The sequence below is a fragment of the Streptomyces sp. NPDC037054 genome (assembly GCF_055606745.1).
In genome coordinates this window covers 477074-503308 of record NZ_JBVJSJ010000004.1, presented here as the reverse complement: position 1 = coordinate 503308, position 26235 = coordinate 477074, and the positions used below count along the sequence as shown (strand labels likewise).

At 73.5% G+C, this 26235-nt stretch carries 22 protein-coding genes; 17 read left to right on the top strand and 5 right to left on the bottom strand.

Translation table 11 applies throughout. The annotated features are described in order from the left end of the window. Nucleotides 1-75: 75 nt before the first annotated feature. From ACZ7D7_RS13155 to cobC, 13 genes are all read left to right on the top strand, one after another. Nucleotides 76-1020 carry a cobalamin biosynthesis protein gene (locus ACZ7D7_RS13155; RefSeq protein WP_470824183.1) on the top strand — a complete coding sequence of 315 codons (945 nt, stop codon included), beginning with the start codon at nt 76-78 and terminating at the stop codon, nt 1018-1020. Continuing rightward, on the top strand, nt 1017-2528 hold the full coding sequence (locus ACZ7D7_RS13150) for a cobyric acid synthase (protein WP_470824182.1): 1512 nt from the start codon (nt 1017-1019) through the stop codon (nt 2526-2528). The genes ACZ7D7_RS13155 and ACZ7D7_RS13150 overlap by 4 nt, the downstream gene beginning before the upstream one ends. Continuing rightward, nucleotides 2525-6175, top strand: a complete 3651-nt coding sequence (gene cobN, locus ACZ7D7_RS13145) for a cobaltochelatase subunit CobN (protein WP_470824181.1) — start codon at nt 2525-2527, stop codon at nt 6173-6175. The genes ACZ7D7_RS13150 and cobN overlap by 4 nt, the downstream gene beginning before the upstream one ends. After that, entirely contained in the window at nt 6172-8187 is a 2016-nt protein-coding gene (locus ACZ7D7_RS13140; RefSeq protein WP_470824180.1) for a putative cobaltochelatase, read from the top strand. Before cobN ends, ACZ7D7_RS13140 begins: the two co-directional genes overlap by 4 nt. After that, nucleotides 8187-8786 (top strand): cob(I)yrinic acid a,c-diamide adenosyltransferase, encoded by a 600-nt coding sequence (cobO, locus tag ACZ7D7_RS13135; protein ID WP_470824178.1) that lies wholly within the window; start codon nt 8187-8189, stop codon nt 8784-8786. The genes ACZ7D7_RS13140 and cobO overlap by 1 nt, the downstream gene beginning before the upstream one ends. Next, entirely contained in the window at nt 8783-10261 is a 1479-nt protein-coding gene (locus ACZ7D7_RS13130) for a cobyrinate a,c-diamide synthase (protein ID WP_470824177.1), read from the top strand. The genes cobO and ACZ7D7_RS13130 overlap by 4 nt, the downstream gene beginning before the upstream one ends. Beyond that, nucleotides 10246-10992, top strand: coding sequence for a precorrin-2 C(20)-methyltransferase (gene cobI / locus ACZ7D7_RS13125; protein WP_470824176.1), 747 nt, complete (start codon nt 10246-10248; stop codon nt 10990-10992). Before ACZ7D7_RS13130 ends, cobI begins: the two co-directional genes overlap by 16 nt. 144 nt (nt 10993-11136) lie before the next feature. Beyond that, a complete protein-coding gene (gene cobM / locus ACZ7D7_RS13120) occupies nt 11137-11955 on the top strand; it encodes a precorrin-4 C(11)-methyltransferase (protein ID WP_470824175.1) in 819 nt (272 codons plus the stop codon). Continuing rightward, nucleotides 11952-13196, top strand: a complete 1245-nt coding sequence (gene cbiE / locus ACZ7D7_RS13115) for a precorrin-6y C5,15-methyltransferase (decarboxylating) subunit CbiE (protein WP_470824173.1) — start codon at nt 11952-11954, stop codon at nt 13194-13196. The genes cobM and cbiE overlap by 4 nt, the downstream gene beginning before the upstream one ends. Beyond that, a complete protein-coding gene (cobJ, locus tag ACZ7D7_RS13110; protein ID WP_470824172.1) occupies nt 13193-14893 on the top strand; it encodes a precorrin-3B C(17)-methyltransferase in 1701 nt (566 codons plus the stop codon). The genes cbiE and cobJ overlap by 4 nt, the downstream gene beginning before the upstream one ends. Beyond that, complete coding sequence (locus ACZ7D7_RS13105; protein WP_470824170.1) at nt 14890-15474, top strand: precorrin-8X methylmutase; 585 nt, start codon at nt 14890-14892, stop codon at nt 15472-15474. The genes cobJ and ACZ7D7_RS13105 overlap by 4 nt, the downstream gene beginning before the upstream one ends. After that, nucleotides 15471-16397 (top strand): sirohydrochlorin chelatase, encoded by a 927-nt coding sequence (locus ACZ7D7_RS13100; protein ID WP_470824169.1) that lies wholly within the window; start codon nt 15471-15473, stop codon nt 16395-16397. The genes ACZ7D7_RS13105 and ACZ7D7_RS13100 overlap by 4 nt, the downstream gene beginning before the upstream one ends. Continuing rightward, entirely contained in the window at nt 16387-17463 is a 1077-nt protein-coding gene (cobC, locus tag ACZ7D7_RS13095) for an Rv2231c family pyridoxal phosphate-dependent protein CobC (RefSeq protein WP_470824168.1), read from the top strand. Before ACZ7D7_RS13100 ends, cobC begins: the two co-directional genes overlap by 11 nt. Before the next feature lie 45 nt (nt 17464-17508). Here cobC and ACZ7D7_RS13090 read toward each other — a convergent pair whose 3' ends face one another. The 5 genes from ACZ7D7_RS13090 to ACZ7D7_RS13070 all read right to left on the bottom strand — a co-directional run bounded on the left by ACZ7D7_RS13090 (nt 17509) and on the right by ACZ7D7_RS13070 (nt 22265). After that, nucleotides 17509-18399, bottom strand: a complete 891-nt coding sequence (locus ACZ7D7_RS13090) for an SCO1860 family LAETG-anchored protein (RefSeq protein ID WP_470824167.1) — start codon at nt 18397-18399, stop codon at nt 17509-17511. A 265-nt stretch (nt 18400-18664) separates the two neighbouring features. Further along, the gene (locus ACZ7D7_RS13085; RefSeq protein WP_470824166.1) at nt 18665-19756 is read right to left on the bottom strand and encodes an amidohydrolase family protein; all 1092 of its coding nucleotides are present in this window, start codon (nt 19754-19756) and stop codon (nt 18665-18667) included. Nucleotides 19757-19777: 21 nt separating this feature from the next. After that, nucleotides 19778-20587: an amino acid ABC transporter ATP-binding protein gene (locus tag ACZ7D7_RS13080; RefSeq protein WP_470824165.1), complete on the bottom strand. Its 810-nt coding sequence runs from the start codon at nt 20585-20587 to the stop codon at nt 19778-19780. Then, nucleotides 20584-21417, bottom strand: coding sequence for an amino acid ABC transporter permease (locus tag ACZ7D7_RS13075; RefSeq protein WP_470824164.1), 834 nt, complete (start codon nt 21415-21417; stop codon nt 20584-20586). Before ACZ7D7_RS13075 ends, ACZ7D7_RS13080 begins: the two co-directional genes overlap by 4 nt. Next, complete coding sequence (locus tag ACZ7D7_RS13070) at nt 21414-22265, bottom strand: transporter substrate-binding domain-containing protein (RefSeq protein ID WP_470824163.1); 852 nt, start codon at nt 22263-22265, stop codon at nt 21414-21416. Before ACZ7D7_RS13070 ends, ACZ7D7_RS13075 begins: the two co-directional genes overlap by 4 nt. 156 nt (nt 22266-22421) lie before the next feature. On the opposite strand from ACZ7D7_RS13070, the gene ACZ7D7_RS13065 reads away from it, so the two are divergent. The 4 genes from ACZ7D7_RS13065 to ACZ7D7_RS13050 all read left to right on the top strand — a co-directional run bounded on the left by ACZ7D7_RS13065 (nt 22422) and on the right by ACZ7D7_RS13050 (nt 26229). After that, on the top strand, nt 22422-23546 hold the full coding sequence (locus ACZ7D7_RS13065; protein ID WP_470824162.1) for a pyridoxal-phosphate-dependent aminotransferase family protein: 1125 nt from the start codon (nt 22422-22424) through the stop codon (nt 23544-23546). 339 nt (nt 23547-23885) lie between these two features. Next, nucleotides 23886-24419, top strand: coding sequence for a diaminobutyrate acetyltransferase (gene ectA / locus ACZ7D7_RS13060; RefSeq protein WP_470824161.1), 534 nt, complete (start codon nt 23886-23888; stop codon nt 24417-24419). 72 nt (nt 24420-24491) lie between these two features. Further along, nucleotides 24492-25763, top strand: a complete 1272-nt coding sequence (ectB, locus tag ACZ7D7_RS13055; RefSeq protein ID WP_470824160.1) for a diaminobutyrate--2-oxoglutarate transaminase — start codon at nt 24492-24494, stop codon at nt 25761-25763. A gap of 67 nt (nt 25764-25830) precedes the next feature. Beyond that, nucleotides 25831-26229 (top strand): ectoine synthase, encoded by a 399-nt coding sequence (locus ACZ7D7_RS13050; protein WP_470824159.1) that lies wholly within the window; start codon nt 25831-25833, stop codon nt 26227-26229. Nucleotides 26230-26235 lie beyond the last annotated feature (6 nt).

The following is a 26235-nucleotide window of genomic DNA, read 5'->3' as shown; positions in this document are numbered from 1 at the left end:
CCATGCGCGGCTGCCGACCGAGGCACACCAGGTACACCACCACCGACGCGTCTGTGACAGCGGTCGGCTGAGCCGATGGGTGCCGACCGCGTGTTCGCGTACGGCGCCGCCACCGGCCTCCTCGGCGACCTGCTCCTCGGCGATCCGCGCCGCGGGCATCCGGTCGCCGTGTTCGGGCGGGCCGCGGCTGCCGTGGAACGGGTGTTGTGGCGGGACCACCGCGGGTGGGGCGCGCTGCACAGCGCCGTCTGCGCCGGCGGGGCCGTCGGCGTCGCCGCCCTCGCCGCCCGTGCCGTACGCCGCTCCCCCGCCGCCTCCGTCGCGCTGACCGCCGCCACCACCTGGGCCGTCGTCGGCGGCACGTCGCTCGCCCGTGAGGCGCGGGCCGTGGCGCGCGCCCTGGAGTCCGGGGACGTCGAGGCGGCGCGGGCCCGGCTGCCGCATCTGTGCGGGCGCGACCCGCAGGCGCTGGACGCCGACGGCATCGCGCGGGCCGTGGTCGAGTCCGTCGCCGAGAACACCTCCGACGCCGTGGTGGGCGCCCTCGTGTGGGGCGCCGTGGCCGGGGTGCCGGGTCTCGTGGGCTTCCGCGCCGTCAACACGCTGGACGCGATGGTCGGTCACAAGTCCCCGCGCCACCGCCGCTTCGGCTGGGCCTCCGCCCGCCTCGACGACGTCGCCGGATGGCCCGGCGCCCGGCTGACCGCCGCCCTCGCCACCGTCGCGGGCGGCGATCCGCGGGGCGCGCTGCGGGCCTGGCGCGCGGACGCCGGGAAGCATCCGAGCCCCAACGCCGGCCCCGTGGAGGCCTCGTTCGCGGGCGCCCTCGGGGTGCGGCTGGGCGGCACCCTCTCCTACGGCGGGCGGGTCGAGCACCGGCCCGTGCTGGGCGGGGCGGCGGGGCGCGCCGTACAGGTACGTGACATCGAACGGGCCGTGCGGCTGTCGCGGCGCGTGGGCCTGCTCGCGTTCGGCGTGTGCGCGGCCGGACGGCTTCTCGTGAAGGGACGTACGTCATGAACGGTGGGGGTCTGCTCGTCGCCGGGACCACCTCGGACGCCGGCAAGAGCGTCGTCACGGCGGGGATCTGCCGCTGGCTGGTGCGCCAGGGCGTGAAGGTGGCGCCGTTCAAGGCGCAGAACATGTCGCTGAACTCGTTCGTGACCCGCGAGGGCGCCGAGATCGGCCGGGCGCAGGCCATGCAGGCGCAGGCGTGCCGCGTGGAGCCGACGGCGCTGATGAACCCGGTGCTGCTCAAGCCGGGCGGTGAACAGTCCAGCCAGGTCGTGCTGCTGGGCAGGCCGGTGGGCGAGATGAGCGCGCGCGGCTACCACGGTGGCCGGCAACAGCGGCTGCTGGGCACGGTGCTGGACTGCCTCGCCGAGTTGCGGGGCACGTATGACGCGGTGATCTGTGAGGGGGCCGGGAGTCCCGCCGAGATCAATCTGCGGCGGACGGACATCGTGAACATGGGCATCGCCCGGGGCGCCGGGCTGCCCGTGCTCGTCGTCGGCGACATCGACCGCGGCGGCGTCTTCGCGTCGTTCTTCGGCACGGTCGCGCTGCTCTCCCCCGAGGACCAGGCGCTGGTCGCCGGGTTCCTCGTCAACAAGTTCCGCGGGGACGTGTCCCTGCTGGCGCCCGGCCTCGACATGCTGAAGGACCTCACCGGCCGGCCCTCGTACGGCGTGCTGCCGTTCCGGCACGGGCTCGGCATCGACGAGGAGGACGGCATGGGGGTGTCGCTGCGCGGCACCGTGCGCGAGTCGAACACGGCGCCGCCGGTCGGCGAGGACGTGCTGCGGGTCGCGGTGTGCGCGGTGCCGCTGATGTCCAACTTCACGGACGTGGACGCGCTGGCCGCCGAACCGGGCGTCGTGGTGCGGTTCGTGGACCGGCCGGAGGAACTGGCGGACGCCGACCTGGTGGTCGTTCCGGGGACGCGCGGGACCGTGCGCGCCCTGGAGTGGCTGCGCGAGCGCGGGCTGGCGGACGCCCTCGCGAGGCGGGCCGCCGAGGGAAGGCCCGTCCTCGGCGTCTGCGGCGGCTTCCAGGTGCTCGGCGAGCACATCGAGGACGACGTGGAGAGCCGCCGCGGGCACGTCGACGGGCTCGGCCTGCTGCCGGTGCGGGTGCGGTTCGCCCGCGAGAAGACCCTCACGCGCCCGGTCGGGGAAGCCCTCGGCGAGCGGGTCGAGGGGTACGAGATCCATCACGGGGTCGCCGACGTCACCGGCGGCGAGCCCTTCCTGGACGGCTGCCGGGTCGGCCAGGTGTGGGGCACGCACTGGCACGGCTCGCTGGAGTCGGACGGATTCCGGCGGGCCTTCCTGCGCGAGGTCGCGGCCGCCGCGGGCCGCCGCTTCGTACCGGCCCCCGACACGTCGTTCGCCGCGCTGCGCGAGGAGCAGCTCGACCGGCTCGGCGACCTGATCGAACAGCACGCGGACACGGACGCGCTGTGGCGGCTCATCGAGTCCGGCGCGCCACAAGGACTGCCCTTCATTCCACCGGGAGCGCCCGCATGAGCACAGTGTTGTTGTTGTCGACCGCCGACACGGACCTGCTGGCGGCCCGTGCCTCCGACGCGGCCTACCGGATCGGCAACCCGACCCGCGTGGACGTCGCGGAGGAGCTGCCCGCGCTGCTCGACGGCACGGACGTCGCCGTCGTACGCCTCCTCGGCGGCAAGCGGGCCTGGGAGGACGGGCTCGCGGCGCTGAGGGCGTCCGGGGTGCCGACGGTGCTGCTGGGCGGCGAGGCGGTGCCGGACGCGGAGCTGATGGCCGAGTCGTCGGTGCCGGCCGGTGTCGTCGCGGAGGCACTGAAGTACCTCGTGGAGGGCGGCGCCGAGAACCTCACGCAGCTCGCCCGGTTCCTGTCGGACACCGTGCTGCTGACCGGTGAGGGCTTCACCGAGCCGCGGAAGATGCCGGAGTACGGCGTGCACGGGGCGCGCGGGGCGGTCGAGGGCCGGCCGACCGTCGGCGTGCTCTTCTACCGGGCGCACGAGCTGAGCGGCAACACCGCCTTCGTGGACACCCTGTGCGACGCGATCGAGGCGCACGGCGCCAACGCCCTCCCGGTGTACTGCGGTTCGCTGCGCGGCGCCGACGAGGGGCTGTACGAGATCCTCGGCCGGACCGACGCCCTCGTCGCGACCGTCCTCGCCGCCGGCGGCACGCACGCCTCGCAGGCGTCGGCGGGCGGCGACGACGAGGCGTGGAACATCGGGGCGCTCGCGGACCTGAACGTGCCCGTGCTGCAGGGGCTCTGCCTGACCTCCTCGCGGGCCGCGTGGGACGAGTCGGACGCCGCGCTGTCCCCGATGGACGCGGCGATGCAGGTGGCGATCCCGGAGTTCGACGGGCGTCTGATCACCGTGCCGTTCTCCTTCAAGGAGCAGGGCCCGGACGACGTGCCCGTGTACGTCGCCGACCCGGAGCGGGCCGCGCGCGTCGCCGGCATCGCCGTACGGCACGCCCGGCTGAAGCACAAGGCGAACGCCGACAAGAAGCTGGCGCTGGTCTTCACCGCGTACCCGACGAAGCACTCGCGGGTCGGCAACGCGGTCGGTCTGGACACGCCCGCCTCGGCGGTGCGGGTGCTGGACGCGCTGCGGGACGCCGGGTACGGGGTCAGCGGATACCCCTCGGGCGGCGACGAGTTGATCCACCGGCTGATCGAGGCCGGTGGTCACGACGTGGAGTGGCTGACCGAGGACCAGCTGGCCGCGGCGCCCGCGCGCGTGCCGCTGGCCGACTACCGGGCCTGGTTCGACAAGCTCGACCCGGAGCTGCGGGACGCCATGCTGGAGGCGTGGGGCGAGCCGCCGGGCACCCTGTACGTCGACGGCGACGACATCGTCCTCGCCTCCCTCCAGTTCGGCAACGTCGTCGTGATGATCCAGCCGCCGCGGGGCTTCGGCGAGAACCCGATCGCGATCTACCACGACCCGGACATGCCGCCGTCCCACCACTACATGGCGGCCTACCGCTGGCTGGAGAACACGTTCGGCGCGGACGCGATCGTGCACATGGGCAAGCACGGCACGATGGAGTGGCTGCCCGGCAAGGGCCTCGGCCTGAGCGGTGGTTGCGCCCCGGACGCCGTCCTCGGCGACCTGCCGCTGATCTACCCGTTCATCGTCAACGACCCCGGCGAGGGCACACAGGCCAAGCGGCGCGGTCACGCCACCGTCGTGGACCACCTGGTGCCGCCGATGGCGCGGGCCGACACCTACGGCGACCTGGCCAAGCTGGAGCAGTTGCTGGACGAGTACGCGCTCGTCTCCGACCTGGACCCGGTGAAGGCCCCGGCGGTGCGCGCGCAGATCTGGACGCTGGTCAAGGCGGCCGAGCTGCACCACGACCTGCACGTCGACGAGCAGCCGGACGACGAGGCGTTCGACGAGTTCGTCATGCACATCGACGGCTATCTGTGCGAGATCAAGGACGTGCAGATCCGCGACGGCCTGCACGTCCTGGGCGGCGGCCCGGTCGGTGAGCCCCGCGTGAACCTGGTGCTCGCGGTGCTGCGGGCCTCGCAGGTGTGGGGCGGGCAGGCGAACGCGCTGCCGGGCCTGCGGGCCGCGCTGGCCGCTCATTTCGGGCTGGACGAGAAGGAGTTGCTCGGTGAGCCGGGCGCGCCGGTGAAGGTGCCGGGCGAGCTGACGGAGCTGGTGGACGGGCCCGCGCGCACGGCCGCCGACACGATCGACCTGCTGGAGCAGCTGTGCCGGCGGATCGCGGAGGGCATGGAGGAGCGCGACTGGGACGCGGCGGCGGTCCCCGCCCTCGTCCGTGACGTCGTCGGCACCGAACTCCCGGACGCCCTCGCGGTGTTGAGGTTCGCCTGCGACGAGGTCGTGCCGCGGCTGGCGCGCACCACGGACGAGATCGGCCACATCCTGCGGGCGCTGGACGGCGGTTACGTGCCGGCCGGCCCGTCCGGCTCCCCCACGCGCGGGCTGGTCAACGTCCTGCCGACCGGCCGGAACTTCTACTCGGTCGACCCCAAGGCGATTCCGTCCCGGCTCAGTTGGGAGGTCGGCCAGTCGCTCGCGGACTCGCTGGTGCAGCGGTACCTCCAGGACACCGGCGCGTACCCGAAGTCCGTCGGCCTCACGGTGTGGGGCACGTCCGCGATGCGCACGCAGGGCGACGACATCGCCGAGATCCTGGCGCTGCTGGGCTGCCGCCCGGTGTGGGACGACGCCTCGCGCCGCGTGACCGGCTTCGAGGTGGTGCCGCTCGCGGAGCTGGGCAGGCCGCGCATCGACGTCACGGTGCGCATCTCGGGCTTCTTCCGGGACGCGTTCCCGCACGTCGTCGGTCTGATCGACGACGCGGTGCGCGCGGTGGCCGACCTGGACGAACCGGCCGACGCCAACTACGTGCGGGCGCACGCCGACGCGGACACCGCCGAGCACGGCGACCGGCGGCGCGCGACCGCCCGTATCTTCGGCTCCAAGCCGGGCGCGTACGGCGCCGGTCTGCTGCCGCTGATCGACGCCCGCAACTGGCGCTCGGACGCGGACCTCGCCGAGGTGTACGCGGTGTGGGGCGGCTACGCCTACGGGCGCGGGCTCGACGGGCGGGCGGCGCGCGGGGACATGGAGACGGCGTTCCGGCGGATCGCGGTGGCGGCGAAGAACGTCGACACCCGCGAGCACGACCTCGTCGACGCCGACGACTACTTCCAGTACCACGGCGGCATGGTCGCCATGGTCCGGCACCTGACGGGCGCGAGCCCCGAGGCGTACGTCGGCGACTCGGCCACCCCGGACCAGGTGAAGACGCGGACGCTGGGCGAGGAGACGCACCGGGTGTTCCGCGCCCGCGTGGTCAACCCGCGCTGGATGGCGGCGATGCGGCGCCACGGCTACAAGGGCGCGTTCGAGATGGCGGCGACCGTCGACTACCTCTTCGGCTACGACGCCACGGCCGGGGTCGTGGACGACTGGATGTACGAGAAGCTCAGCGCGGAGTACGTCTTCGACCCGGAGAACCGGGACTTCATGAAGAAGTCCAACCCCTGGGCGCTGCGCGGCATCACGGAACGCCTGCTGGAGGCCGCCGACCGCGGCCTGTGGGCGGAGCCGGACGCGGAGACGCTGGAGCGGCTGCGCGCCACCTACCTGGAGCTCGAGGGCGACTTGGAGGGCGACCAGTGACCACCCCCTTTCCGTTCACGGCCGTTGTCGGTCAGGACGATCTGCGGCTCGCGCTGCTGCTGAACGCCGTGTCCCCGGCGGTCGGCGGTGTGCTGGTGCGCGGGGAGAAGGGCACCGCGAAGTCCACCGCGGTGCGGGCGCTTTCGGCGCTGCTGCCCGAGGTGGCGGTGGTGCCGGGGTGCCGGTTCTCCTGTGATCCCGGCTCCCCCGACCCGTCCTGCCCGGACGGGCCGCACGAAGCGGCTCAGGGGGACCGGCGGCCCGCGCGCATGGTCGAGTTGCCCGTCGGGGCCTCCGAGGACCGGCTCGTCGGCGCGCTCGACATCGAGCGGGCGCTGTCGGAGGGCGTGAAGGCCTTCGAGCCCGGCCTGCTCGCGGACGCGCACCGCGGCATCCTCTACGTCGACGAGGTCAACCTCCTCCACGACCACCTGGTCGACCTGCTGCTGGACGCCGCCGCGATGGGCGCCTCGTACGTGGAGCGCGAGGGCGTGTCCGTGCGGCACGCCGCGCGGTTCCTGCTCGTCGGCACGATGAACCCCGAAGAGGGCGAGCTGCGCCCGCAGTTGCTGGACCGGTTCGGGCTGACCGTCGAGGTGGCCGCCTCGCGCGAGCCCGACCAGCGCGTCGAGGTCGTGCGGCGCCGGCTGGCGTACGACGACGACCCCGCCGGGTTCGCCGCTCGCTGGGCCGACGAGGAGGCCGCGGTACGGGCCCGGATCGTGGCGGCGCGCGAGCTGCTGCCCCACGTGCGGCTGGGCGACGGGGCGTTGCGGCAGATCGCGGCCACGTGCGCGGCGTTCGAGGTGGACGGCATGCGCGCCGACATCGTGATGGCGCGTACGGCGACCGCGCTGGCCGCGTGGGCGGGCCGTACGGAGGTGCTGGCCGAGGACGTGCGGCAGGCGGCGCTGCTGGCGCTGCCGCACCGCAGGCGGCGCAACCCGTTCGACGCGCCCGGTCTGGACGAGGACAAGCTGGACGAGACGCTGGAGGAGTTCTCCGGCGAGAACGAGGGCGACGCCGACGGTGGTCCCGAGGACGATCCCGACGGGCCCGGTGGCGGTGGCGGGCAGCCGCCGTCCGAGGGACCCGAGGGCCAGGACGGGGACACCGGCGCGCGGCCGGAGGCCGGTGAGGGCGGGGAGCCGCAGCCGTCCGGGGCCGGCGCGGGTGAGCAGTCCGCCGTACGGGCCGCCGAGCCGTTCCGCACCAAGGTGCTGAGCGTGCCCGGCCTGGGCGAGGGCGCGGCCGGGCGGCGTTCGCGGGCGCGGACCGAGCACGGGCGTACGACGGGTGCGCGTCGGCCCCGAGGCGCCCTGACGAAGCTGCACTTGGCGGCGACGGTGCGGGCCGCGGCGCCGCACCAGCGGGCCCGCGGCCGGTCGGGGCCGGGGCTCGTGGTGCGCCGGGACGATCTGCGGCAGGCGACGCGGGAGGGACGCGAGGGCAACCTCGTGCTGTTCGTGGTGGACGCCTCCGGTTCGATGGCGGCGCGGCAGCGCATGAGTGCCGTGAAGGGCGCCGTGCTGTCGCTGCTGCTGGACGCCTACCAGCGGCGGGACAAGGTGGGCCTGGTGACGTTCCGCGGCTCGGGCGCGGACGTCGCGCTGCCGCCGACCTCGTCGGTCGACGCGGCGGCGGCCCGGCTGGAGACCCTGCCGACCGGTGGCCGTACGCCGCTCGCGGCCGGGCTGCTGAGGGCGCACGAGGTGCTGCGCGTGGAGCGGCTGCGGGATCCGGCGCGCCGGGCGCTGGTCGTCGTCGTGACCGACGGGCGGGCCACCGGCGGTCCGGAGCCGGTCGCGCTGGCGGGGCGGGCGGCACGGCTGTTCGCGGCCGACGGTGTCGCGTCGGTGGTCGTGGACTGCGAGTCGGGGCCGGTGCGGCTGGGGCTCGCCGGGCAGCTCGCGGGCGAGCTGGGCGGTACGGCGGTGACGCTCGACGAGCTGCGGGCGGACGCGATCGCCGGTCTGGTGAAGGACGTTCAGGGCAACAGGAGGGCCGCGTAATGCCTCAGGGACAGCCGAGTGTCATCCCGGACGACGGACTGACGACGCGTCAGCGGCGCAACCGGCCGCTGGTCGTCGTGCACACCGGCGTCGGCAAGGGCAAGTCGACCGCCGCGTTCGGGCTCGCGCTGCGCGCCTGGAACCAGGGCTGGCCGATCGGGGTGTTCCAGTTCGTCAAGTCGGCGAAGTGGAAGGTCGGCGAGGAGAACGCGCTGCGGGTGCTGGGCGCCTCCGGCGAGGGCGGCACCGTCGACTGGCACAAGATGGGCGAGGGCTGGTCGTGGGTCCAGCGCGACGCGCAGATGGACAACGAGGAGAAGGCCCGCGAGGGCTGGGAGCAGGTCAAGCGGGACCTGGCCGCCGAGACGTACCGGCTGTACGTGCTGGACGAGTTCGCCTACCCGATGCACTGGGGCTGGGTCGACACCGACGAGGTGGTCGAGGTGCTGCGCGAGCGGCCCGGCACCCAGCACGTGGTGATCACCGGGCGGAACGCGCCCGAGAAGCTCGTGGAGTTCGCCGACCTCGTGACCGACATGTCCAAGGTGAAGCACCCCATGGACGCCGGGCAGAAGGGGCAGAGGGGCATCGAGTGGTGACGTCTTCCGTCCCGCGGCTGGTCATTGCCGCGCCCTCCTCGGGCAGCGGCAAGACCACCGTCGCCACGGGGTTGATGGCCGCGCTGACCGCGCGGGGGCTCGCCGTGTCCCCGCACAAGGTCGGCCCGGACTACATCGACCCCGGGTATCACGCGCTCGCCACCGGGCGCGCGGGACGGAACCTCGACGCCTACCTGTGCGGGCCCGAGCTGATCGGGCCGCTGTTCGCGCACGGGGCGCGCGGCTGCGACATCGCCGTGGTCGAGGGAGTGATGGGGCTGTACGACGGTGCCGCCGGGGAGGGCGAGCTGGCGTCCACCGCGCAGGTCGCCAAGCTGCTGCGGGCGCCGGTGGTGCTGGTCGTCGACGCGTCGTCGCAGTCGCGGTCGGTGGCGGCGCTGGTGCACGGGTTCGCGTCCTGGGATCCGGAGGTGCGGGTCGGGGGCGTGATCCTGAACAAGGTGGGGTCCGCGCGGCACGAGGAGTTGTTGCGGGAGGCGCTGGACTCGGCCGGGGTGCCGGTGCTGGGGGTGTTGCGGCGGGGGCGGCAGGTCGAGACGCCGTCTCGGCATCTGGGGCTGGTGCCTGTCGCCGAGCGGCGGTCGGAGGCGGTTTCGGCTGTGGCGGCGATGGCCGCGATGGTCTCCGACGGGTGTGATCTGGATGCGGTGGTGGCGCTGGCGCGCGGGGCCGGTGTGCTTTCGGGTGCGGCTTGGGATCCCGGTGCGGCTCTGGTTTCTTCGCCCCCGCCGCCCCTTCCCTCCCCGACCCCGGGGGCTGCCGCCCCCGGGCCCCCGCTTCGGCCCGAAGGGCCTCGGCCTCAAACTCCCCCAGAGGGGGCACCCCCAGACGGGCCGAATGACACGCCCGCCGGGTTGAAAGTTGCCGTTGCCGGGGGGCCCGCTTTCACCTTTTCCTACGCCGAGCACTCCGAGTTGCTCGTCGCCGCCGGGGCCGAGGTCGTCACCTTTGATCCGTTGCGGGACGAACGGCTGCCGGACGGGACGCGGGGGGTGGTGATCGGGGGCGGGTTTCCCGAGGTGTACGCCGCCGAGCTGTCCGCCAACGAGCCGTTGCGCGGGGAGGTCGCCGCGCTCGCGGCGCGTGGGGGTCCCGTCGCCGCCGAGTGTGCCGGGCTGCTGTATCTGTGCCGGGAGCTGGACGGACTGCCGATGTGCGGGGTGCTGGACGCCACGGCGCGGATGACGGAGCGGCTCACGCTGGGGTACCGGGACGCGGTGGCCGTCGGGGACAGTTCGCTTGCCGTGGCCGGGACGCGGATGCGCGGGCACGAGTTCCACCGCACCGCCGTCGAGCCCGGCGCCGGGGTGGCACCCGCCTGGGGTGTGCGGTCTCCCGAGCGGCGGGTCGAAGGTTTCGTACAGCGTGGTGTGCACGCGAGTTATCTGCACACGCACTGGGCGTCCGAGCCCGGTGTCGCCCGTCGGTTCGTGGAGAGGTGCCGCACGTCATGAGCAGCAGCAGGTTGATCGGAGTCGGGGTCGGCCCCGGCGATCCGGAGCTGGTGACCGTCAAGGGCGTGAACGCCCTGCGCGCCGCCGACGTCGTCGTCGTGCCGGTGATGGACACCGGGGAGCGCGGACGGGCCGAGGCGACGGTGCTGCACTACGTGCCGCGGGAGAAGGTGGTCCGGGTCGTGTTCGCGCTGAACGAGCGCACCGACCGGGCGCGCCGCGAGGCCGCCTGGGACGCGGCGGGAGAGCGCGTGGCCGAACTGCTGCGGGCCAACGGCTCCGTCGCCTTCGCGACCATCGGCGACCCCAATGTGTACTCGACGTTCACGTATCTCGCGCAGACCGTCGGCGCGTTGGTGCCCGGGACCGTCGTGGAGACCGTGCCCGGCATCACCGCCATGCAGGACCTCGCGTCGCGGTCGGGTGCCGTGCTGACCGAGGGCACGGAGCCGCTCACGCTGGTGCCGGTCACCGCCGGTGCGGCCGTGCTGAAGGACGCCCTGAACGGGCCCGGGACGGTCGTGGCGTACAAGTTCGGGCGGCAGGCCGGCGAGGTCGCCGAGGCGCTGCGGGAGACCGGGCGGATCGAGGACGCCGTGTGGGGCTCCGCGCTCGGGCTGCCCGAGGAGTCGATCCGGCCGGCCGGTGAACTCGACGGCGCCGCCCTGCCGTACCTGTCGACGCTGATCGCGCCCGCCCGGCGCGAGGGCGGGCGGGGCGGCAAGTTGTGACTCCCCCGGCCGCGCCCGTCCGGTGCCGGCCGCCGCAGTACTCGTAGGGCCTGCCGAGCGTGTGGCGCTCGCAGGACGTGTAGGGCTTGGAGAACCCCGCGGTTCGCGCAGGACCGCGGAACTTGTAGGAGAGGACCGATTCCCATGGCCGATGCCCCCGCCGGCAAGGTGACCTTCGTCGGTGCCGGGCCCGGCGCCGCCGATCTGCTGACGTTCCGCGCGGCGCGCGCCATCGCCGAGGCGGACGTCGTGATCTGGGCCGCCAGCCTGGTGCAGGAGGAGGTCCTCACGCACGCGCGCGAGGACGCGGAGATCCTCGACTCGGCGACGATGTCCCTGGAGGACGTCGTGGCGGTGTACCGGCGCGCGTCCGAGGAGGGTCTGCGCGTCGCCCGCATCCACTCCGGCGACCCGGCGCTGTGGGGCGGCACGCAGGAGCAGGTGGACCGGTGCGCGGAGATCGGCATCGCGACCGAGATCGTGCCCGGCGTGTCCTCCTTCTCCGCCGTGGCCGCGCTCGCGCAGCGGGAGTTGACCATCCCGGAGGTCGCGCAGTCCGTGGTGCTGACCCGGCTCGGCGGCGGCAAGACGCCGATGCCGCCCGGCGAGGAGGTCCGCGAGTTCGCCCGGCACGGCACGACCATGGCGGTGTTCCTGTCGGCGGCCCGCAGCGGCCAGCTGGTGCGGGAGCTGCTGGAGGGCGGCTACCCGACGGACACCCCGGTCGTCGTCGCGTACCAGGCGACCTGGCCGGAGGAGCTGATCGTGAAGTGCACGATCGCCACGCTGGAGGAGACGGTCAAGGAGCACAAGCTCTGGAAGCACACGCTGTTCCTGGTCGGCCCGGCGCTCGACGCGCACGGCACCCGCTCGCACCTGTACCACCCCGGTCACTTCCACGGCTACCGCAAGGCCGACCCGGAGGCCCGCAGGGCGCTGCGCACGCGAGGTGCGAGCACGTGATCACGGTCGTCGGCACGGGCACGGGGGCGCCGCTCGACGAGGACGTGCTCGCCGGGGCGGGTCTCGTCGTCGGCGGGCGGCGGCACCTGGACGCCGCGCGGCTGCCGGACACGGCGGAGCGGGTCGCGCTCGGGCCGCTCGCGCCCGCCCTGGACGCCGTCGCCCGGCACCTGGAGAAGGGCGAGGGGGCCGGGCGGGTCGTCGTGCTCGCCTCCGGGGACCCCGGGTTCTTCGGGATCGTGCGGGCCCTCGCCGAGCGCTTCGGTCCCGGCCGGCTGGACGTACGGCCCGGAGTGTCGTCCGTGGCCACCGCGTTCGCGCGGGCCGGGCTGCCGTGGGACGACGCCGTGGTCGTGAGCGCCCACGGGCGGGACCTGCGGACCGCCGTGAACGTGTGCCGGGCCCGGCCCAAGGTCGCCGTGCTGACCGGCCCCGGGGCGGGCCCCGCCGAACTGGGCGCCGCCCTCGCCTGGTCCGGGTCGCGCGTCCTGGTCGTGGCGTCGGCGCTGGGCTCGGCGGACGAGCGCGTGGAGCGGGTCACGCCGGCCGGGGCCGCCGCCCGGGACTGGGGGGCGGACGTGAGCGTGGTGCTGTGCCTGGACGAGTCGCGCGCCCTCGGCGGCGTCCGCACGGTCGCCGGGCCCGGGCCGGCGCCCGCCGGGTGGGCCCTGGACGAGGGCGAGTTCGCCCACCGCGACTCGATGATCACCAAGTTCGAGGTGCGGGCGCTGGCCCTGGCCCGGCTCGGGCCGCGGCTCGGCGACCTCGTCTGGGACATCGGCGCGGGCTCCGGTTCCGTCGCCGTCGAGTGCGCCCGGCTCGGCGCCGCCGTGACCGCCGTCGAGAAGACCGCGGACGGTGTGGAACGCGTACGCGCCAACGCCGCCGCACACGGGGTCGACGTGCGCGTGGTGCACGGGGCGGCGCCCACGGTGCTGTCCGATCTCGCCGACCCCGACGCCGTGTTCGTCGGCGGCGGCGGGCGCGAGCTGCCCGCCGTCGTCACGGCCTGCGCACGGCGGGCCCGGCGTACGGTCGTCGTCGCCCTGGCCGCGCTGGACCGGGTGCCGGCCGTGCGGGACGCGCTGACCCGGGCGGGGCTCGACTGCGACGGGGTGCTGCTCCAGTCGTCGCGGCTCGCGCCGCTGCCGGGTGACGTGACCCGGCTCGCGGCCACCAATCCCGTTTTCCTGCTGTGGGGCGTCAGGCCCCAGGCCCGTACCGAAGGAGTTGCCCAGTGATCGGCCTCATTTCCGCCACCGCGGCGGGGGCGGCGGCGCGCGACCGGCTGGCCGCGGCCTGGCCGGACCGCACGCGCGTGTACGACGGGCCCGTCCGGGACGCCGTACGGGCCGCGTTCGCGGAGTGCGAGCAGCTCGTGTGCTTCCTCGCGACGGGCGCGGTGGTGCGCCTGATCGCGCCGCTGCTGTCCGACAAGGCGTCCGACGCGGGCGTCGTCTGCGTCGACGAGGGCGGACGGTACGCCGTTTCGCTGGTCGGCGGGCACGGGGGCGGGGCGAACGCGCTGGCGCGTGAGGTGGGGGACGTGCTGGGGGCGGAGCCCGTGGTGACCACGGCGACCGATGCGGTGGGGGTGCCGGGGCTCGACACGCTGGGGCTGCCGGTCGAGGGGGACGTCGCGGGCGTCACTCGGGCCTTGCTGGACGGCGAACCGGTCGCCCTGCGTGCGGAGGTTCCCTGGCCGCTGCCCGCCCTGCCCCTGGCCGAGGAGGGCGCGTACCGCGTTCTCCTGACGGACCGTCATGTCTCTCCGGGCGAGCGCGAAGTCGTTCTCCGCCCGCCCTCCCTCGCCGTCGGCGTCGGCGCCTCGAAGGGTGCTCCCGTCGACGAGGTGCTGGGGCTGGTCGAAGGCGCCCTGCGGGACGCCGGGTTGTCCGTGCGCAGTGTCGCCGAGTTGGCCACCGTCGAGGCCAAGGCCGGTGAACCCGGCGTCGTGGGGGCCGCCGAGCGGCTCGGGGTGCCTCTGGTGACGTACTCCGCCGAGGAGTTGGCCGGGGTCGCCGTGCCCAACCCGTCGGACGCGCCGCTCGCCGCCGTCGGCACGCCGTCCGTCGCCGAGGCCGCCGCCCTCGCGCGTGGCGGTGAACTGCTCGTGCCGAAGCGGAAGTCCGAGCGGGCGGACGGGCGGCCCGCGATGGCGACCTGTGCCGTCGTGCGGCGGCCCGGGCGGGGGCGGCTCGCGGTGGTCGGGCTCGGGCCCGGCGCCCGTGACCTGCTCACGCCGCGCGCGAGGGCCGAACTGCGGCGCGCCTCCGTGCTCGTGGGCCTCGACCAGTACGTCGACCAGATCCGCGATCTGCTGCGGCCCGGCACCCGCGTGCTGGAGTCGGGGCTGGGCGCCGAGGAGGAGCGGGCCCGTACGGCGGTCGAGGAGGCCCGCAAGGGGCAGGCCGTCGCGCTCATCGGCAGCGGCGACGCGGGCGTGTACGCGATGGCCTCCCCCGCGCTCGCCGAGGCGTCCGACGACATCGACGTGGTCGGTGTGCCGGGCGTGACGGCGGCGCTGGCGGCCGGTGCGATCCTCGGCGCGCCGCTCGGCCACGACCACGTGTCGATCAGCATGTCGGACCTGCACACGCCGTGGGAGGTCATCGAGCGGCGGGTGCGGGCGGCGGCCGAGGCGGATCTCGTCGTGACGTTCTACAACCCGCGCAGCCGGGGCCGCGACTGGCAGCTGCCGAAGGCGCTCGGCATCCTCGCGGAGCACCGGGAGCCCGGCACGCCGGTCGGTGTCGTCCGCAACGCCTCCCGGCCGGACGAGTCCAGCCGGCTCACGACCCTGGCCGCGCTGGACCCGGCGACGGTCGACATGATGACCGTCGTGACCGTGGGCAACACGGCGACCCGCGAGATCGCGGGCCGCATGGTGACGCCGCGGGGTTACCGCTGGCAGACGGGGCGGGAGGGCGCCGAGTGAACCGTGTCGTGCATCCCATCGAGGTGGAGTCCTACCGCAGGCTGCGCGCCCGGCTGGACACCTCGCACTTCCCGCCGCTGACCCGGGCGGTGGTGGAACGGGTCATCCACTCCGCCGCCGACCTCGACTACGCCACCGACCTCGTCATGGCCGAGGCCGACCTGGAGAAGGCGCACGCCGCGCTGCACGCCGGGGCGCCCGTCGTCGTGGACGTGGAGATGGTCGGGGCGGGCATCACCCGCCGCGAGACCGTCTGCCGGCTGAGGGACGCCGAGGCCGGTCCGGGGCTCACGCGGTCCGCGCACGCGATCCGGCTCGCCTTCGAGCAGGTCGGCCCGGGCGCCCTGTGGGTGATCGGGAACGCCCCGACCGCGCTGGAGGAACTGCTGACCCTGGACGCCGACCCGGCGCTCGTCATCGGCCTGCCCGTCGGGTTCGTCGGCGCCGTCGAATCGAAGGCCGCGTTGCGCGAGAGCGGGCTGCCCGCCGTGAGCAACGTGTCCGAGAAGGGCGGGTCGGCGGTCGCCGCCGCCGCGCTCAACGCCCTGCTGTACCACCCCACCACCGAGGAGAATCCGTGACCACCCCGCCCGCCCTGCTCATCGCCGGCCACGGCACCCGGGACGAGGCCGGAGCCGAGGCGTTCCGCGACTTCGTCCGGGAGCTGGGCCGCCGCAACCCCGAACTGCCCGTCGCGGGCGGCTTCATCGAGCTGTCCCCGCCGCCGCTCGGCGACGCGGTGACCGAACTCGTGGAGCGAGGCGTGCGCCGGTTCGCCGCCGTACCGCTGATGCTGGTGTCCGCCGGTCACGCCAAGGGCGACATCCCGGCGGCGCTGGCCCGCGAGAAGGAGCGCCACCCCGGCATCTCGTACGCCTACGGGCGTCCGCTGGGCCCGCATCCGGCGCTGCTGAGCGTGCTGGAGCGGCGCCTGGACGAGGCGCTCGGCGGGACGGCCCGCACGCCGCAGGACCGGTCGGACGTGACGGTGCTGCTGGTGGGGCGCGGCTCGACCGACCCGGACGCCAACGCCGAGGTGCACAAGGCGGCCCGGCTGCTGTGGGAGGGGCGCGGTTACGCGGGCGTGGAGACGGCGTTCGTGTCGCTGGCGGCGCCGGACGTGCCGAGCGGTCTCGACCGGTGTGTGCGGCTCGGGGCGCGGCGGATCGTGGTGCTGCCCTACTTCCTGTTCACCGGGATCCTGCCGGACCGGGTGCGGCAGCAGACGGAGGGCTGGGCGGAGGCGCACCCGGATGTCGACGTGCGGTCGGCGGACGTCATCGGTCCGGAGCCGGAGCTGCTGGACCTGGTGATGGAGCGGTACCGGGAGGCCGTCGAGGGCGACCTGCGGATGAACTGCGACTCGTGCGTGTACCGCATCGCGCTGCCCGGCTTCGAGGACAAGGTGGGCATGCCGCAGCAGCCGCACTTCCACCCGGACGACGACGGCCACCACCACGGGCACCACCATCACGGCGGGCACACGCACTCCCATGCCCACTGACGCCGCCGCCGGGGGCGGGCACGATCTGCGGCACCACGGGGACGCCGAGGTGCGCGACGACGGCGCGGAGCTCATCGACCTCGCGGTGAACGTCCGCGCGGACACGCCGCCGATGTGGCTGCGGGAGGTCGTCGCGGAGTCGCTGGGCTCGCTCGCGGCGTATCCGGACGGCCGGGCGGCGCGGGCCGCGGTGGCGCTGCGGCACGGTCTGCCGCCGGAGCGGGTGCTGCTGACGGCGGGCGCGGCCGAGGCGTTCGTGCTGCTGGCGCGGGCCCTGAAGGTGCGCAGGCCGGTGGTGGTGCACCCGCAGTTCACGGAGCCGGAGGCGGCGCTGCGGGACGCGGGGCACACCGTGGACCGGGTGCTGCTGCGGGCCGACGACGGCTTCCGGCTGGATCCGTCGGCCGTCCCGGAGGACGCCGACCTGGTGGTGATCGGCAACCCGACGAACCCCACGTCGGTGCTGCACCCGGCGGCCGGCGTCGCGGCGCTGGCCCGGCCGGGGCGCACGCTCGTGGTGGACGAGGCGTTCATGGACGCGGTGCCGGGCGAGCGGGAGGCGCTGGCGGGGCGGACGGACGTGCCGGGTCTCGTGGTGCTGCGCAGCCTCACGAAGACGTGGGGGCTGGCGGGGCTGCGCATCGGCTACGTGCTGGCCGCGCCGGATACGGTCGCGGAGCTGGAGCGGGCCCAGCCGCTGTGGCCGGTGTCCACTCCGGCGCTGGCGGCGGCCGAGGCGTGCGTGAGCCCGCGGGCGCTGGCCGAGGCGGCGCGCGCGGCGCACCGCGTCACCGCCGACCGGGACCATCTCCTCGCCGGCCTCGCGGAGTTCGCGCCGGACGGCGTCCGGGTCGTGACCCCCGCCGAGGGCCCTTTCGTGCTGGTCCGCCTGCCCCGCGCCGCCGCCGTCCGGCACCGCCTGCGCGGGCTCGGTTTCGCGGTGCGACGCGGGGACACCTTCCCGGGCCTGGACGAGGGGTGGCTGCGCCTCGCGGTCCGCGACAGGGCCACGACGGACGCCTTCCTGCGGGCCCTGAAGCGGGCGTCGGCCCGGACGGAGGGCTGACGCCCGTTCGGGCCCCGGGAGTCAGCCCTCGTTCGTGCCCCGGCGTCAGCTCCTGCCCCGGCGGGCGATCGCCATCGCTCCCCCGCCCGCCACGAGGAGGGCGAGCGCGCCGCCCGCGATGTACGGGGTCCGGGAGTCGCCGCCCGTCTCGGCGAGGTCGGGCTTCTCGGCGCCCTGCGGCTGCACGTCGGCGGGCGCCGGCCCGGCCGCCGGCGGCGCGGGCGACTCGCAGGTGGCCCCGGCGAGGGTGACCGTGCCCTGGACCTCGGCGACGTTCAGCTTCAACGGGTTGACGGAGACGGTGAGTTCGAGGGCGGTGGCCGCGGCCGTGCGGGACGTGGTCGCCCGCTCGGACAGGGCGAGCCGCACCTCGCCGACGCCGGGCACGCTCACGTCGGTCGTGCCGCCGCTGGTGAGGGTCACGCGCTTGCCGAGCACGGTGACCGTGCCCAGCACGTTGGCCGCGGCGACCGGCGCCTTGCCGGCCTCGCAGGTGGCCCTGGCCGTGACCTGCTCGACCTCGATCAGGGACAGCAGGGGCAGGCCCGGCACGTGGAGCTTGGCGTGGGCGAGTTCGGTGGTGCCCTCGGCCTTCTCCGCGTCGGCCGTCGCCGCCGCGCGGGCCACGTCGGCGCGCAGCACGGTGAAGGGTTGGCCGCCGTCGACGCCGTCGAGGGTGGCCGTGAGGGCGGTCTTCTCGGCGCTCTGCGGTGCCTGGACCTCGTTGAGGGAGACCGCGAGCGGGACGTTCACGGTCTTGTTGAGCAGGGACACGTCGAGTGCGGTGCGCAGGACGACGGCGCTCGCGCGACCGTGGTCGTCGGTCGCGTGGGCGGAGCCCGCGCCGGCCAGGGCCGCAGGACCGGCGGCCAGGGCCGTGGCCGTCGCGACGGTGGCGAGACGGCGTGCGGGCATGCGGAACTTGTTGCCGTTCAAGGTGGTGGGACCCCCAGATGAGTCTTGCTCGGGACCCCGTAAGAATTACGCACGGAGAGTGAACGGGCAGCGATCCAGCGTGACTTCACTCCATCGTGGGTTTTCCGTGAACGTTTTCGATTCCCTCGGCACGGGTGTTCCCGTCCGCTCCCTCCGGCACCTCCCGGAGGGTGAGCGCACGGGCCGGCGGGGGGCGTGCGGCACGAGCGCGGCCGTCAACCCCGGTCCGCGGCCGGGGGGTGTCCCGCCGATGACCGTCGTGGCACTAGCCGACGACGCGTCCGTTCAGCACGATCCGGCGCGGCGCCGACAGCACCCGTACGTCGGTCCGCGGGTCGGTGTCGTAGACGACGAGGTCGGCCGCCGCGCCCTCGTCCAGGCCGGGCCGGCCGAGCCAGTCGCGCGCGGCCCAGGTGCCGGCGGCGAGCGCGTCGAGGGGCGGGATGCCGGCGGTGACCAGTTCGGCGACCTCGGCCGCGGCCAGGCCGTGCGGCAGGGCGCCGCCGGCGTCGGTGCCGACGAAGACGGGGATTCCGGCGTCGTAGGCGGAGCGGACGGTGTCGTAGCGGCGTTCGTGGAGCCGGCGCATGTGGGCCGACCAGCGGGGGAACTTGGCCTCGCCGCCGTCCGCGAGCTTCGGGAAGGTCGCGATGTTGACGAGGGTCGGCACGATGGCGACGCCCCGCTCGGCGAACAGCGGGATCAGGTCCTCGGTGAGGCCCGTGGCGTGCTCGACGCAGTCGATGCCGGCCTCCACGAGGTCCCGCAGGGAGACCTCGGCGAAGCAGTGCGCGGTGACGCGGGCGCCGAGCCGGTGCGCCTCGGCGATGGCCGCCTCGACCGCGCCGCGCGGCCAGCACGCGGACAGGTCGCCGAGGTCGCGGTCGATCCAGTCGCCGACCAGCTTCACCCAGCCGTCGCCGCGCCGGGCCTCCTGGGCGACGTAGGCCACGAGGTCCTCGGGCTCGACCTCCCAGGCGTAGTTGCGGATGTAGCGGCGGGTGCGGGCGATGTGCCGGCCGGCGCGGATGATCTTCGGCAGGTCGTCGCGGTCGTCGACCCAGCGGGTGTCGGACGGCGATCCGGCGTCGCGGATCAGCAGGGTGCCGGCGTCCCGGTCGGTGAGGGCCTGCGTCTCGGCGACGTCCGCGGGGACGGCGCCGTGCTGGTCGAGTCCGACGTGGCAGTGGGCGTCGACCAGGCCGGGCAGCGCCCAGCCCTCGACGGTCGTGACGTCCCGGGCCCCGGCGGGGCGGTCGTAGGAGATCCGCCCGTCGATCACCCACAGCTCGTCCCGGACGTCCTCCGCCCCGACGAGCACCCGCCCCTTCACGTGCAGCACCGTGCGATCGCTCATACCCGGCACCCTAATAAGGCGCTAGGTCGTCTTGCCCACCTGGTCCGAGGTCTCCTCCTCCACCTCGGCCATCGCCGGGTCGAGGAGGCGGGAGAGGAAGTGGCGGGTGCGTTCGTGGGACGGGGAGCCGATGACGCGTTCCGGGGTGCCGTCCTCCACGATCACGCCGCCGTCCATGAAGACGACCCGGTCGGCGACCTCGCGGGCGAAGGTCATCTCGTGGGTGACGACCATCATCGTCATGCCCTCGTCGGCGAGCATGCGCATCACGGCGAGGACGTCCCCGACCAGTTCGGGGTCGAGGGCCGAGGTCGGCTCGTCGAACAGCATCACCTCGGGGCCCATGGCGAGCGCGCGGGCGATGGCGACGCGCTGCTGCTGGCCGCCGGAGAGCGACGACGGGTACGCGTCGGCCTTCTCGGCGAGTCCGACGCGCCGCAGGTTCTCGGCGGCGACGCGCGCCGCCTCCGCCTTGTCGCGGCGCAGCACGCGGCGCTGCGGCAGGGTGAGGTTCTCGGTGACGGTGAGGTGCGGGAACAGGTTGAACTGCTGGAAGACCATGCCGATGCGGCGGCGTACAGCGTCGATGTCGACGTCGGGGTCGGTGAGTTCGGTGCCGCCGACGAAGACCTGGCCCTTGGTGGGTTCCTCCAGGAGGTTCACGCACCGCAGCAGCGTGGACTTGCCGGAGCCGGACGGGCCGATGACGCAGACGACCTCGCCCCGGCCGATCTCCAGGTCGATGCCGCGCAGGACGTGGTTGTCGCCGAAGGACTTGTGCAGGTCCCGGACTTCGATCTCGGGGCCTCCCACGGGGGTGTGCTCGCTCATTTCACGGCCTCCTGGGCCTTCGCCTCCATGCGGCGTACGACGAAGCCGAGCGGGATGGTGACCAGCAGGTAGCACAGGCCGGCGACCAGGATCGGCGTGGAGTTGGCGGTCGTGCTGGCCAGGTCGCGGCCGAACTTGGACAGTTCGCGTTCGGCCAGGGTGACGCCGAGGAAGAGCACCAGCGAGGAGTCCTTGAAGAGGATGACGAACTCGTTGGTGAGCGGCGGGAGGATGATCCGGAACGCCTGCGGGACGATGATGGAGACCATGGCGCGGGCCGAGGAGAAGCCCAGTGAACGGGCCGCCTCCATCTGCCCCTTGGGCACGGCCTGGATGCCGGCGCGGATCGTCTCCGCCATGTAGGCGGCGGCGACGAGGCCGAGCGCGAGGGCGACCTTGCCGTACGTGCCGCCGATGATCTCCGTGCCGGGGAAGGCCAGCGGTACGGCCACGCCGATGAAGATGAAGATCAGCAGGGCGGGCAGGCCGCGGAAGATCTCGATGTAGACGCCGGCGAGCCAGCGGTAGGGCCCCACGGACGACAGCCGCATCAGCGCGATCACCATGCCGAGCACCAGTCCGACGAGGAAGCCGCTCACGGTGTAGAGCACGGTGTTCTTGAGCGCCAGCGTGATGACCTCCGGGAACATCTGCCCCGCGATGTCCCCTTGCGCGAACTGGTTCTTCAGGCGCCCCCAGTCGGCCGCGAACGCGAAGGCGAGCACGGCCGCGACGAACACGACGTATTGCGCGCCGCGCGACAGGCTGCGCTTCTGGCGCCGGGTGAGGCCCTTCTTCTTCGGCTGGAGTGCGGTGTCCGCCTGGGTCATGAGGCGGCGGGCGACGCGGCGGACTCGTCGTACGGGCCGATCCACTTCTCGTACAGCTTCTTGTACGTGCCGTCGGCCTTGGCGTCGGCGAGGGCCTTGTTGATCGCCTCGCGGAGTTCGGTGTTGCCCTTCTTGACCGTGAAGCCGTACTGCTCGCCGGTGTTGATGTTCTCGGCGACCTCGAAGGCGTCGGCGTTGGCCTTGTCCTTCAGCCAGCCCTGGACCACGGGGTAGTCGATGACGACGGCCTTGACCTGGCCGGTGCGCAGGCCGTTGAGGACGGCGTCGGAGGACTCGAAGGAGACCGGGTCGAAGCCCTGCTTCTTGGCGTGGTCCTCGCCGGTCGTCTGCGCCTGGGCGCCCAGCTTCACCTTCTTGGCCTTGACGTCGGCGAGCGAGGTGACGCCGCTCTTCTTGTCGACGAGGACGGCCTGGGTGGCGTTGAAGTAAGGGTCGGAGAAGTCGACGTTCTTCTTGCGCTCCTCGGTGATGGTCATGCCGGCGGCGGCCAGGTCGCACTCGCCGGAGTTGAGGAACGCGCCGGTCTTGAAGTTCTCGAAGGGCGTGTCGACGATGTCCTGCTTGACGCCGAGGTCCTCGGCGACGAGGTCAACGAGGGCGACGTCGAAGCCCTGCACCTTGCCGTCGATCTCCGACTGGAAGGGCGGGTAGGGCAGGTGGGTGCAGGTGGTGAGCTGTCCCGCCTTGACGAGTTCGACGCCGCCGGCGGCGGTCTTGGAGCCGCTGCCGCCGTCGTCGGTGGAGGTGCACGCCGCCACGAGCAGCAGCCCGGCCGTCGCGGTGGTGGCGGCCAGGATGCGGGTCCGGCGCCCGTGGAGCGTTGTCACTGGTGTCCTCCTATGCGGGAACGGTGAATTCCGATTATAAGGAGACCTTTGGCCTCCTCAAATCAATCCGATGGCGCGCGGGCTGTCCGGCCTGAGAAGTCGACGGTCGCGGTGCGGCGCGCGGGGTGCCGGTTACGCTCGTCTGCGTCCACCTCCGTGACCGAAGAGAGCACCGCCGTGACGACCCACCCCTTCCTCGATCTGACCCCGCTGAGCGCCGCGCAGTTCGCCTCCGTCGAGGACCGCGTGGCCCGTCTCCTGGCTACCCGCCAGGACGTCGTGATCATGCAGGGTGAGGCGCTGTTGCCCCTGGAGGGTGCGATCCGCGGCACCGCGGGGCCGGGCACGACGGCACTGAACGTCATCACGGGTCCGTACGGCCAGACGTTCGGGGACTGGCTGCGGGACTGCGGGGCGCGAGTGATCGACCTGTCCGTGCCGTTCCACGCGGCGGTCACGGCCGAGCAGATCCGGGCGGCGTTCGCCGAGCACCCGGAGATCGACTTCGTGTCCCTGGTGCACGCCGAGGCGGCGACGGGCAACACCAACCCGGTCGCGGAGATCGGCGAGGTGGTGCGCGAGCACGGCGCGCTGTTCTACCTGGACGCCGTCGCCTCCGTCGGCGCGGAGCCGGTGCTGCCGGACGCGTGGGGCGTGGACCTGTGCGTGATCGGCGCGCAGAAGGCGATGGGCGGCCCGGCCGGGGTGTCGGCGGTGTCGGTGAGCGAGCGGGCGTGGGCGCGGATGGCGGCGAACCCGCAGGCGCCGCGCCGTTCCTACCTGTCGCTGCTCGACTGGAAGGAGCGCTGGATCGACGGCGGCCGCAAGGCACTGCCGCACGCGCCGGCGCAGCTGGAGATGCTGGCGCTGGAGGCGTGTGTCGAGCGGATCGAGGCGGCGGGCCTCGAGAAGGTGATGGCGCGGCACCGGTCGGCCGCCGCGGCGACCCGCGCGGGCGCGCTCGCGCTGGGCGGCGGTCTGGAGCCGTACGTGCACGAGGAGCGGGACGCGGCGCCGGTCGCGACGACGCTGCGGGCGCCGTCGGGCGTGGTGGCCGCGGAGCTGGTGGCGCGGGCGCTGGAGTCGGACCCGATGCTGCCGCTGGCGGCGGGCGGGGGCGCGCTGGCCAAGGAGATGATCCGGGTCAACCACTACGGCCCCGAGGCGCGGCGCGGGGCGGTGCAGGGCAGCCTCGCGGCGCTGGGCGCGGCGCTCGCCGAACAGGGTCTGGACGTGGACCCGGAGGCGGCCCGGCGCGCGGCCGAGGCTGCCTGGCAGTGACCGGCACCTGAATTTCATCCGATTATCGGGATACTCCAAGCGCATTTCTTGAATTCTCCGAAGAGCAGCTTCCCGTATTCGTCTGCCCGCTTTCTCCGACCCTAAACACTAAGATTTTGATAACGCCGATCGACGTGATTCGGGCAAGTCTCGCACGGGTTACGCGCCTGTGACGCGTTCCACACCGACGTCGATTTGCCCCGTATTTTCCGGACAAACCGCCGGTTATCGGCGCGCTCTCACGCGTCCGTACGCGCCCGCGTGATAACACACGACACGCTCATGCGTAACCCCGCCCGGCGATGCAATTCGCTTTTTCCCTCGGTAAATTCAATTCGCATGACTGCCGCACAAGCAGACCTGCACACCTCTCGCCCGGAAATCCCGGACGGGCTGCGAATCGACCGCCCGGTGGTTGCGGACGGTGCGGAGCTCTGGCGTATCGCCAAGGACTCCGGGAAGCTCGACCTGAACTCCTCCTACAGCTACCTGCTGTGGTGCCGTGACTTCGCCGACACCACAGTGGTGGCACGGGCGGCCGACGGACGACCCGTCGGCTTCGTGACCGGATACCTGCGGCCGGAGAGTCCGCGGACGCTGCTCGTGTGGCAGGTGGCCGTCGACTCCGCGTACCGCGGGCACGGACTGGCCGCGCGACTGCTCGACGCTCTGACGCGGCGTGTCGCCGCCGAGCACGGGCTGACCACCGTCGAGACCACGATCACGCCGGGCAACACGGCGTCCGAGCGGCTCTTCGAGTCGTTCGCCGCCCGGCACGGCGCACACGTCGAGCGCGAGGTGCTCTTCGCGGCGGACCACTTCCCCGACGGTCCGCACGATCCCGAGGTCGTCCACCGCATCGGTCCCCTGTGACTCCGGTCCACTGACTCCGGTCCACTCCGCCTGATCCCCCCACGCATCCACGCATCGAGGAGCGATTTCGTCGTGACCATCACCCAGCCCGACCTCAGTGTCTTCGAGACCGTCGAGTCCGAGGTGCGCAGCTACTGCCGCGGCTGGCCCACCGTCTTCGACCGCGCGCTCGGCAGCCGCATGTACGACGAGGACGGCCACGAGTACCTGGACTTCTTCGCGGGCGCCGGCTCACTCAACTACGGCCACAACAACCCCGTGCTGAAACGCGCGCTGATCGACTACCTCGAGCGCGACGGCGTCACGCACGGGCTCGACATGTCGACCACCGCCAAGCGCCGCTTCCTGGAGACCTTCCAGAACCTGGTGCTGCGGCCCCGTGACCTGCCCTACAAGGTCATGTTCCCGGGCCCGACGGGCACCAACGCCGTGGAGTCCGCGCTGAAGCTGGCCCGGAAGGTGAAGGGCCGCGAGGCGATCGTGTCGTTCACCAACGCCTTCCACGGCATGTCGCTGGGCTCGCTCGCCGTGACCGGCAACGCCTTCAAGCGGGCCGGCGCGGGCATCCCGCTGGTGCACGGCACGCCGATGCCGTTCGACAACTACTTCGACGGCAAGGTCCCGGACTTCCTGTGGTTCGAGCGGCTCCTGGAGGACCAGGGCTCCGGCCTCAACAAGCCGGCGGCCGTGATCGTCGAGACGGTGCAGGGCGAGGGCGGCATCAACGTGGCCCGCGCCGAGTGGCTGCGCGCCCTCGCCGACCTGTGCGAGCGGCAGGACATGCTGCTGATCGTCGACGACATCCAGATGGGCTGCGGCCGCACCGGCGCCTTCTTCTCCTTCGAGGAGGCCGGCATCACGCCCGACATCGTCACGGTGTCCAAGTCGATCAGCGGCTACGGCCTGCCCATGTCGCTGTGCCTGTTCAAGCCCGAGCTGGACGTCTGGGAGCCGGGCGAGCACAACGGCACCTTCCGCGGCAACAACCCCGCCTTCGTCACGGCGACCGCCGCGCTGGAGGCGTACTGGGCCGACGGCTCCGCGATGGAGAAGCAGACCCGCGCCCGCGGCGAGCAGGTCGAACAGCACATGATCGCCATCACCGAGGAGAACCTCGCCGACGTGAAGGAGTACCGCGGCCGCGGCCTGGTGTGGGGCATGGAGTTCCACGACAAGGAGCGCGCGTCCCGCATCGCCAAGCGCGCCTTCGAGCTCGGTCTCCTCATCGAGACGTCCGGGCCGGAGAGCGAGGTCGTGAAACTGCTCCCCGCGCTGACCGTCGGCCCGGACGAGCTGGACGAGGGTCTGAAGACCCTCGCCCGCGCCGTGCGCGAGACCGCCTGAGCCCTGGCCGGGACGGCCGGTCGCGCGCACCATCGGAAACACCCCACCTAGGAGGCATCGCAACACCGTGATTGTCCGCTCTTTCAAGGACGTCGAAGGCACCGACCGGCACGTGAAGTCAGCGTCCGGGACGTGGGAGAGCAAGCGCATCGTCCTCGCCAAGGAGAAAGTGGGCTTCTCCCTGCACGAGACGATCCTGTACGCGGGTACGGAGACGTCGATGTGGTACGCGAACCACATCGAGGCCGTCGTCTGCGTGGAGGGCGAGGCCGAGCTGACCGACCACGAGACCGGGCAGACCCACACGATCACGCCCGGCACCATGTACCTGCTGGACGGGCACGAGCGGCACACGCTGAAGGTGAAGGAGGACTTCCGCTGCATCTGCGTGTTCAACCCGCCCGTGACCGGCCGGGAGGACCACGACGAGAACGGGGTGTACCCGCTGCTCACCGAGGAGGTGTGATTCATC

Excerpts from the sequence above, each read along its gene's own strand:
- ACZ7D7_RS13155 (WP_470824183.1), top strand. The coding sequence starts at position 76 with ATGGGTGCCGACCGCGTGTTCGCGTACGGCGCCGCCACCGGCCTCCTC.
- ACZ7D7_RS13150 (WP_470824182.1), top strand. The coding sequence starts at position 1,017 with ATGAACGGTGGGGGTCTGCTCGTCGCCGGGACCACCTCGGACGCCGGC.
- cobN (WP_470824181.1), top strand. The coding sequence starts at position 2,525 with ATGAGCACAGTGTTGTTGTTGTCGACCGCCGACACGGACCTGCTGGCG.
- cobO (WP_470824178.1), top strand. The coding sequence starts at position 8,187 with ATGCCTCAGGGACAGCCGAGTGTCATCCCGGACGACGGACTGACGACG.
- cobM (WP_470824175.1), top strand. The coding sequence starts at position 11,137 with ATGGCCGATGCCCCCGCCGGCAAGGTGACCTTCGTCGGTGCCGGGCCC.
- cobC (WP_470824168.1), top strand. The coding sequence starts at position 16,387 with ATGCCCACTGACGCCGCCGCCGGGGGCGGGCACGATCTGCGGCACCAC.
- ACZ7D7_RS13085 (WP_470824166.1), bottom strand. The coding sequence starts at position 19,756 with ATGAGCGATCGCACGGTGCTGCACGTGAAGGGGCGGGTGCTCGTCGGG.
- ACZ7D7_RS13080 (WP_470824165.1), bottom strand. The coding sequence starts at position 20,587 with ATGAGCGAGCACACCCCCGTGGGAGGCCCCGAGATCGAAGTCCGGGAC.
- ACZ7D7_RS13075 (WP_470824164.1), bottom strand. The coding sequence starts at position 21,417 with ATGACCCAGGCGGACACCGCACTCCAGCCGAAGAAGAAGGGCCTCACC.
- ectA (WP_470824161.1), top strand. The coding sequence starts at position 23,886 with ATGACTGCCGCACAAGCAGACCTGCACACCTCTCGCCCGGAAATCCCG.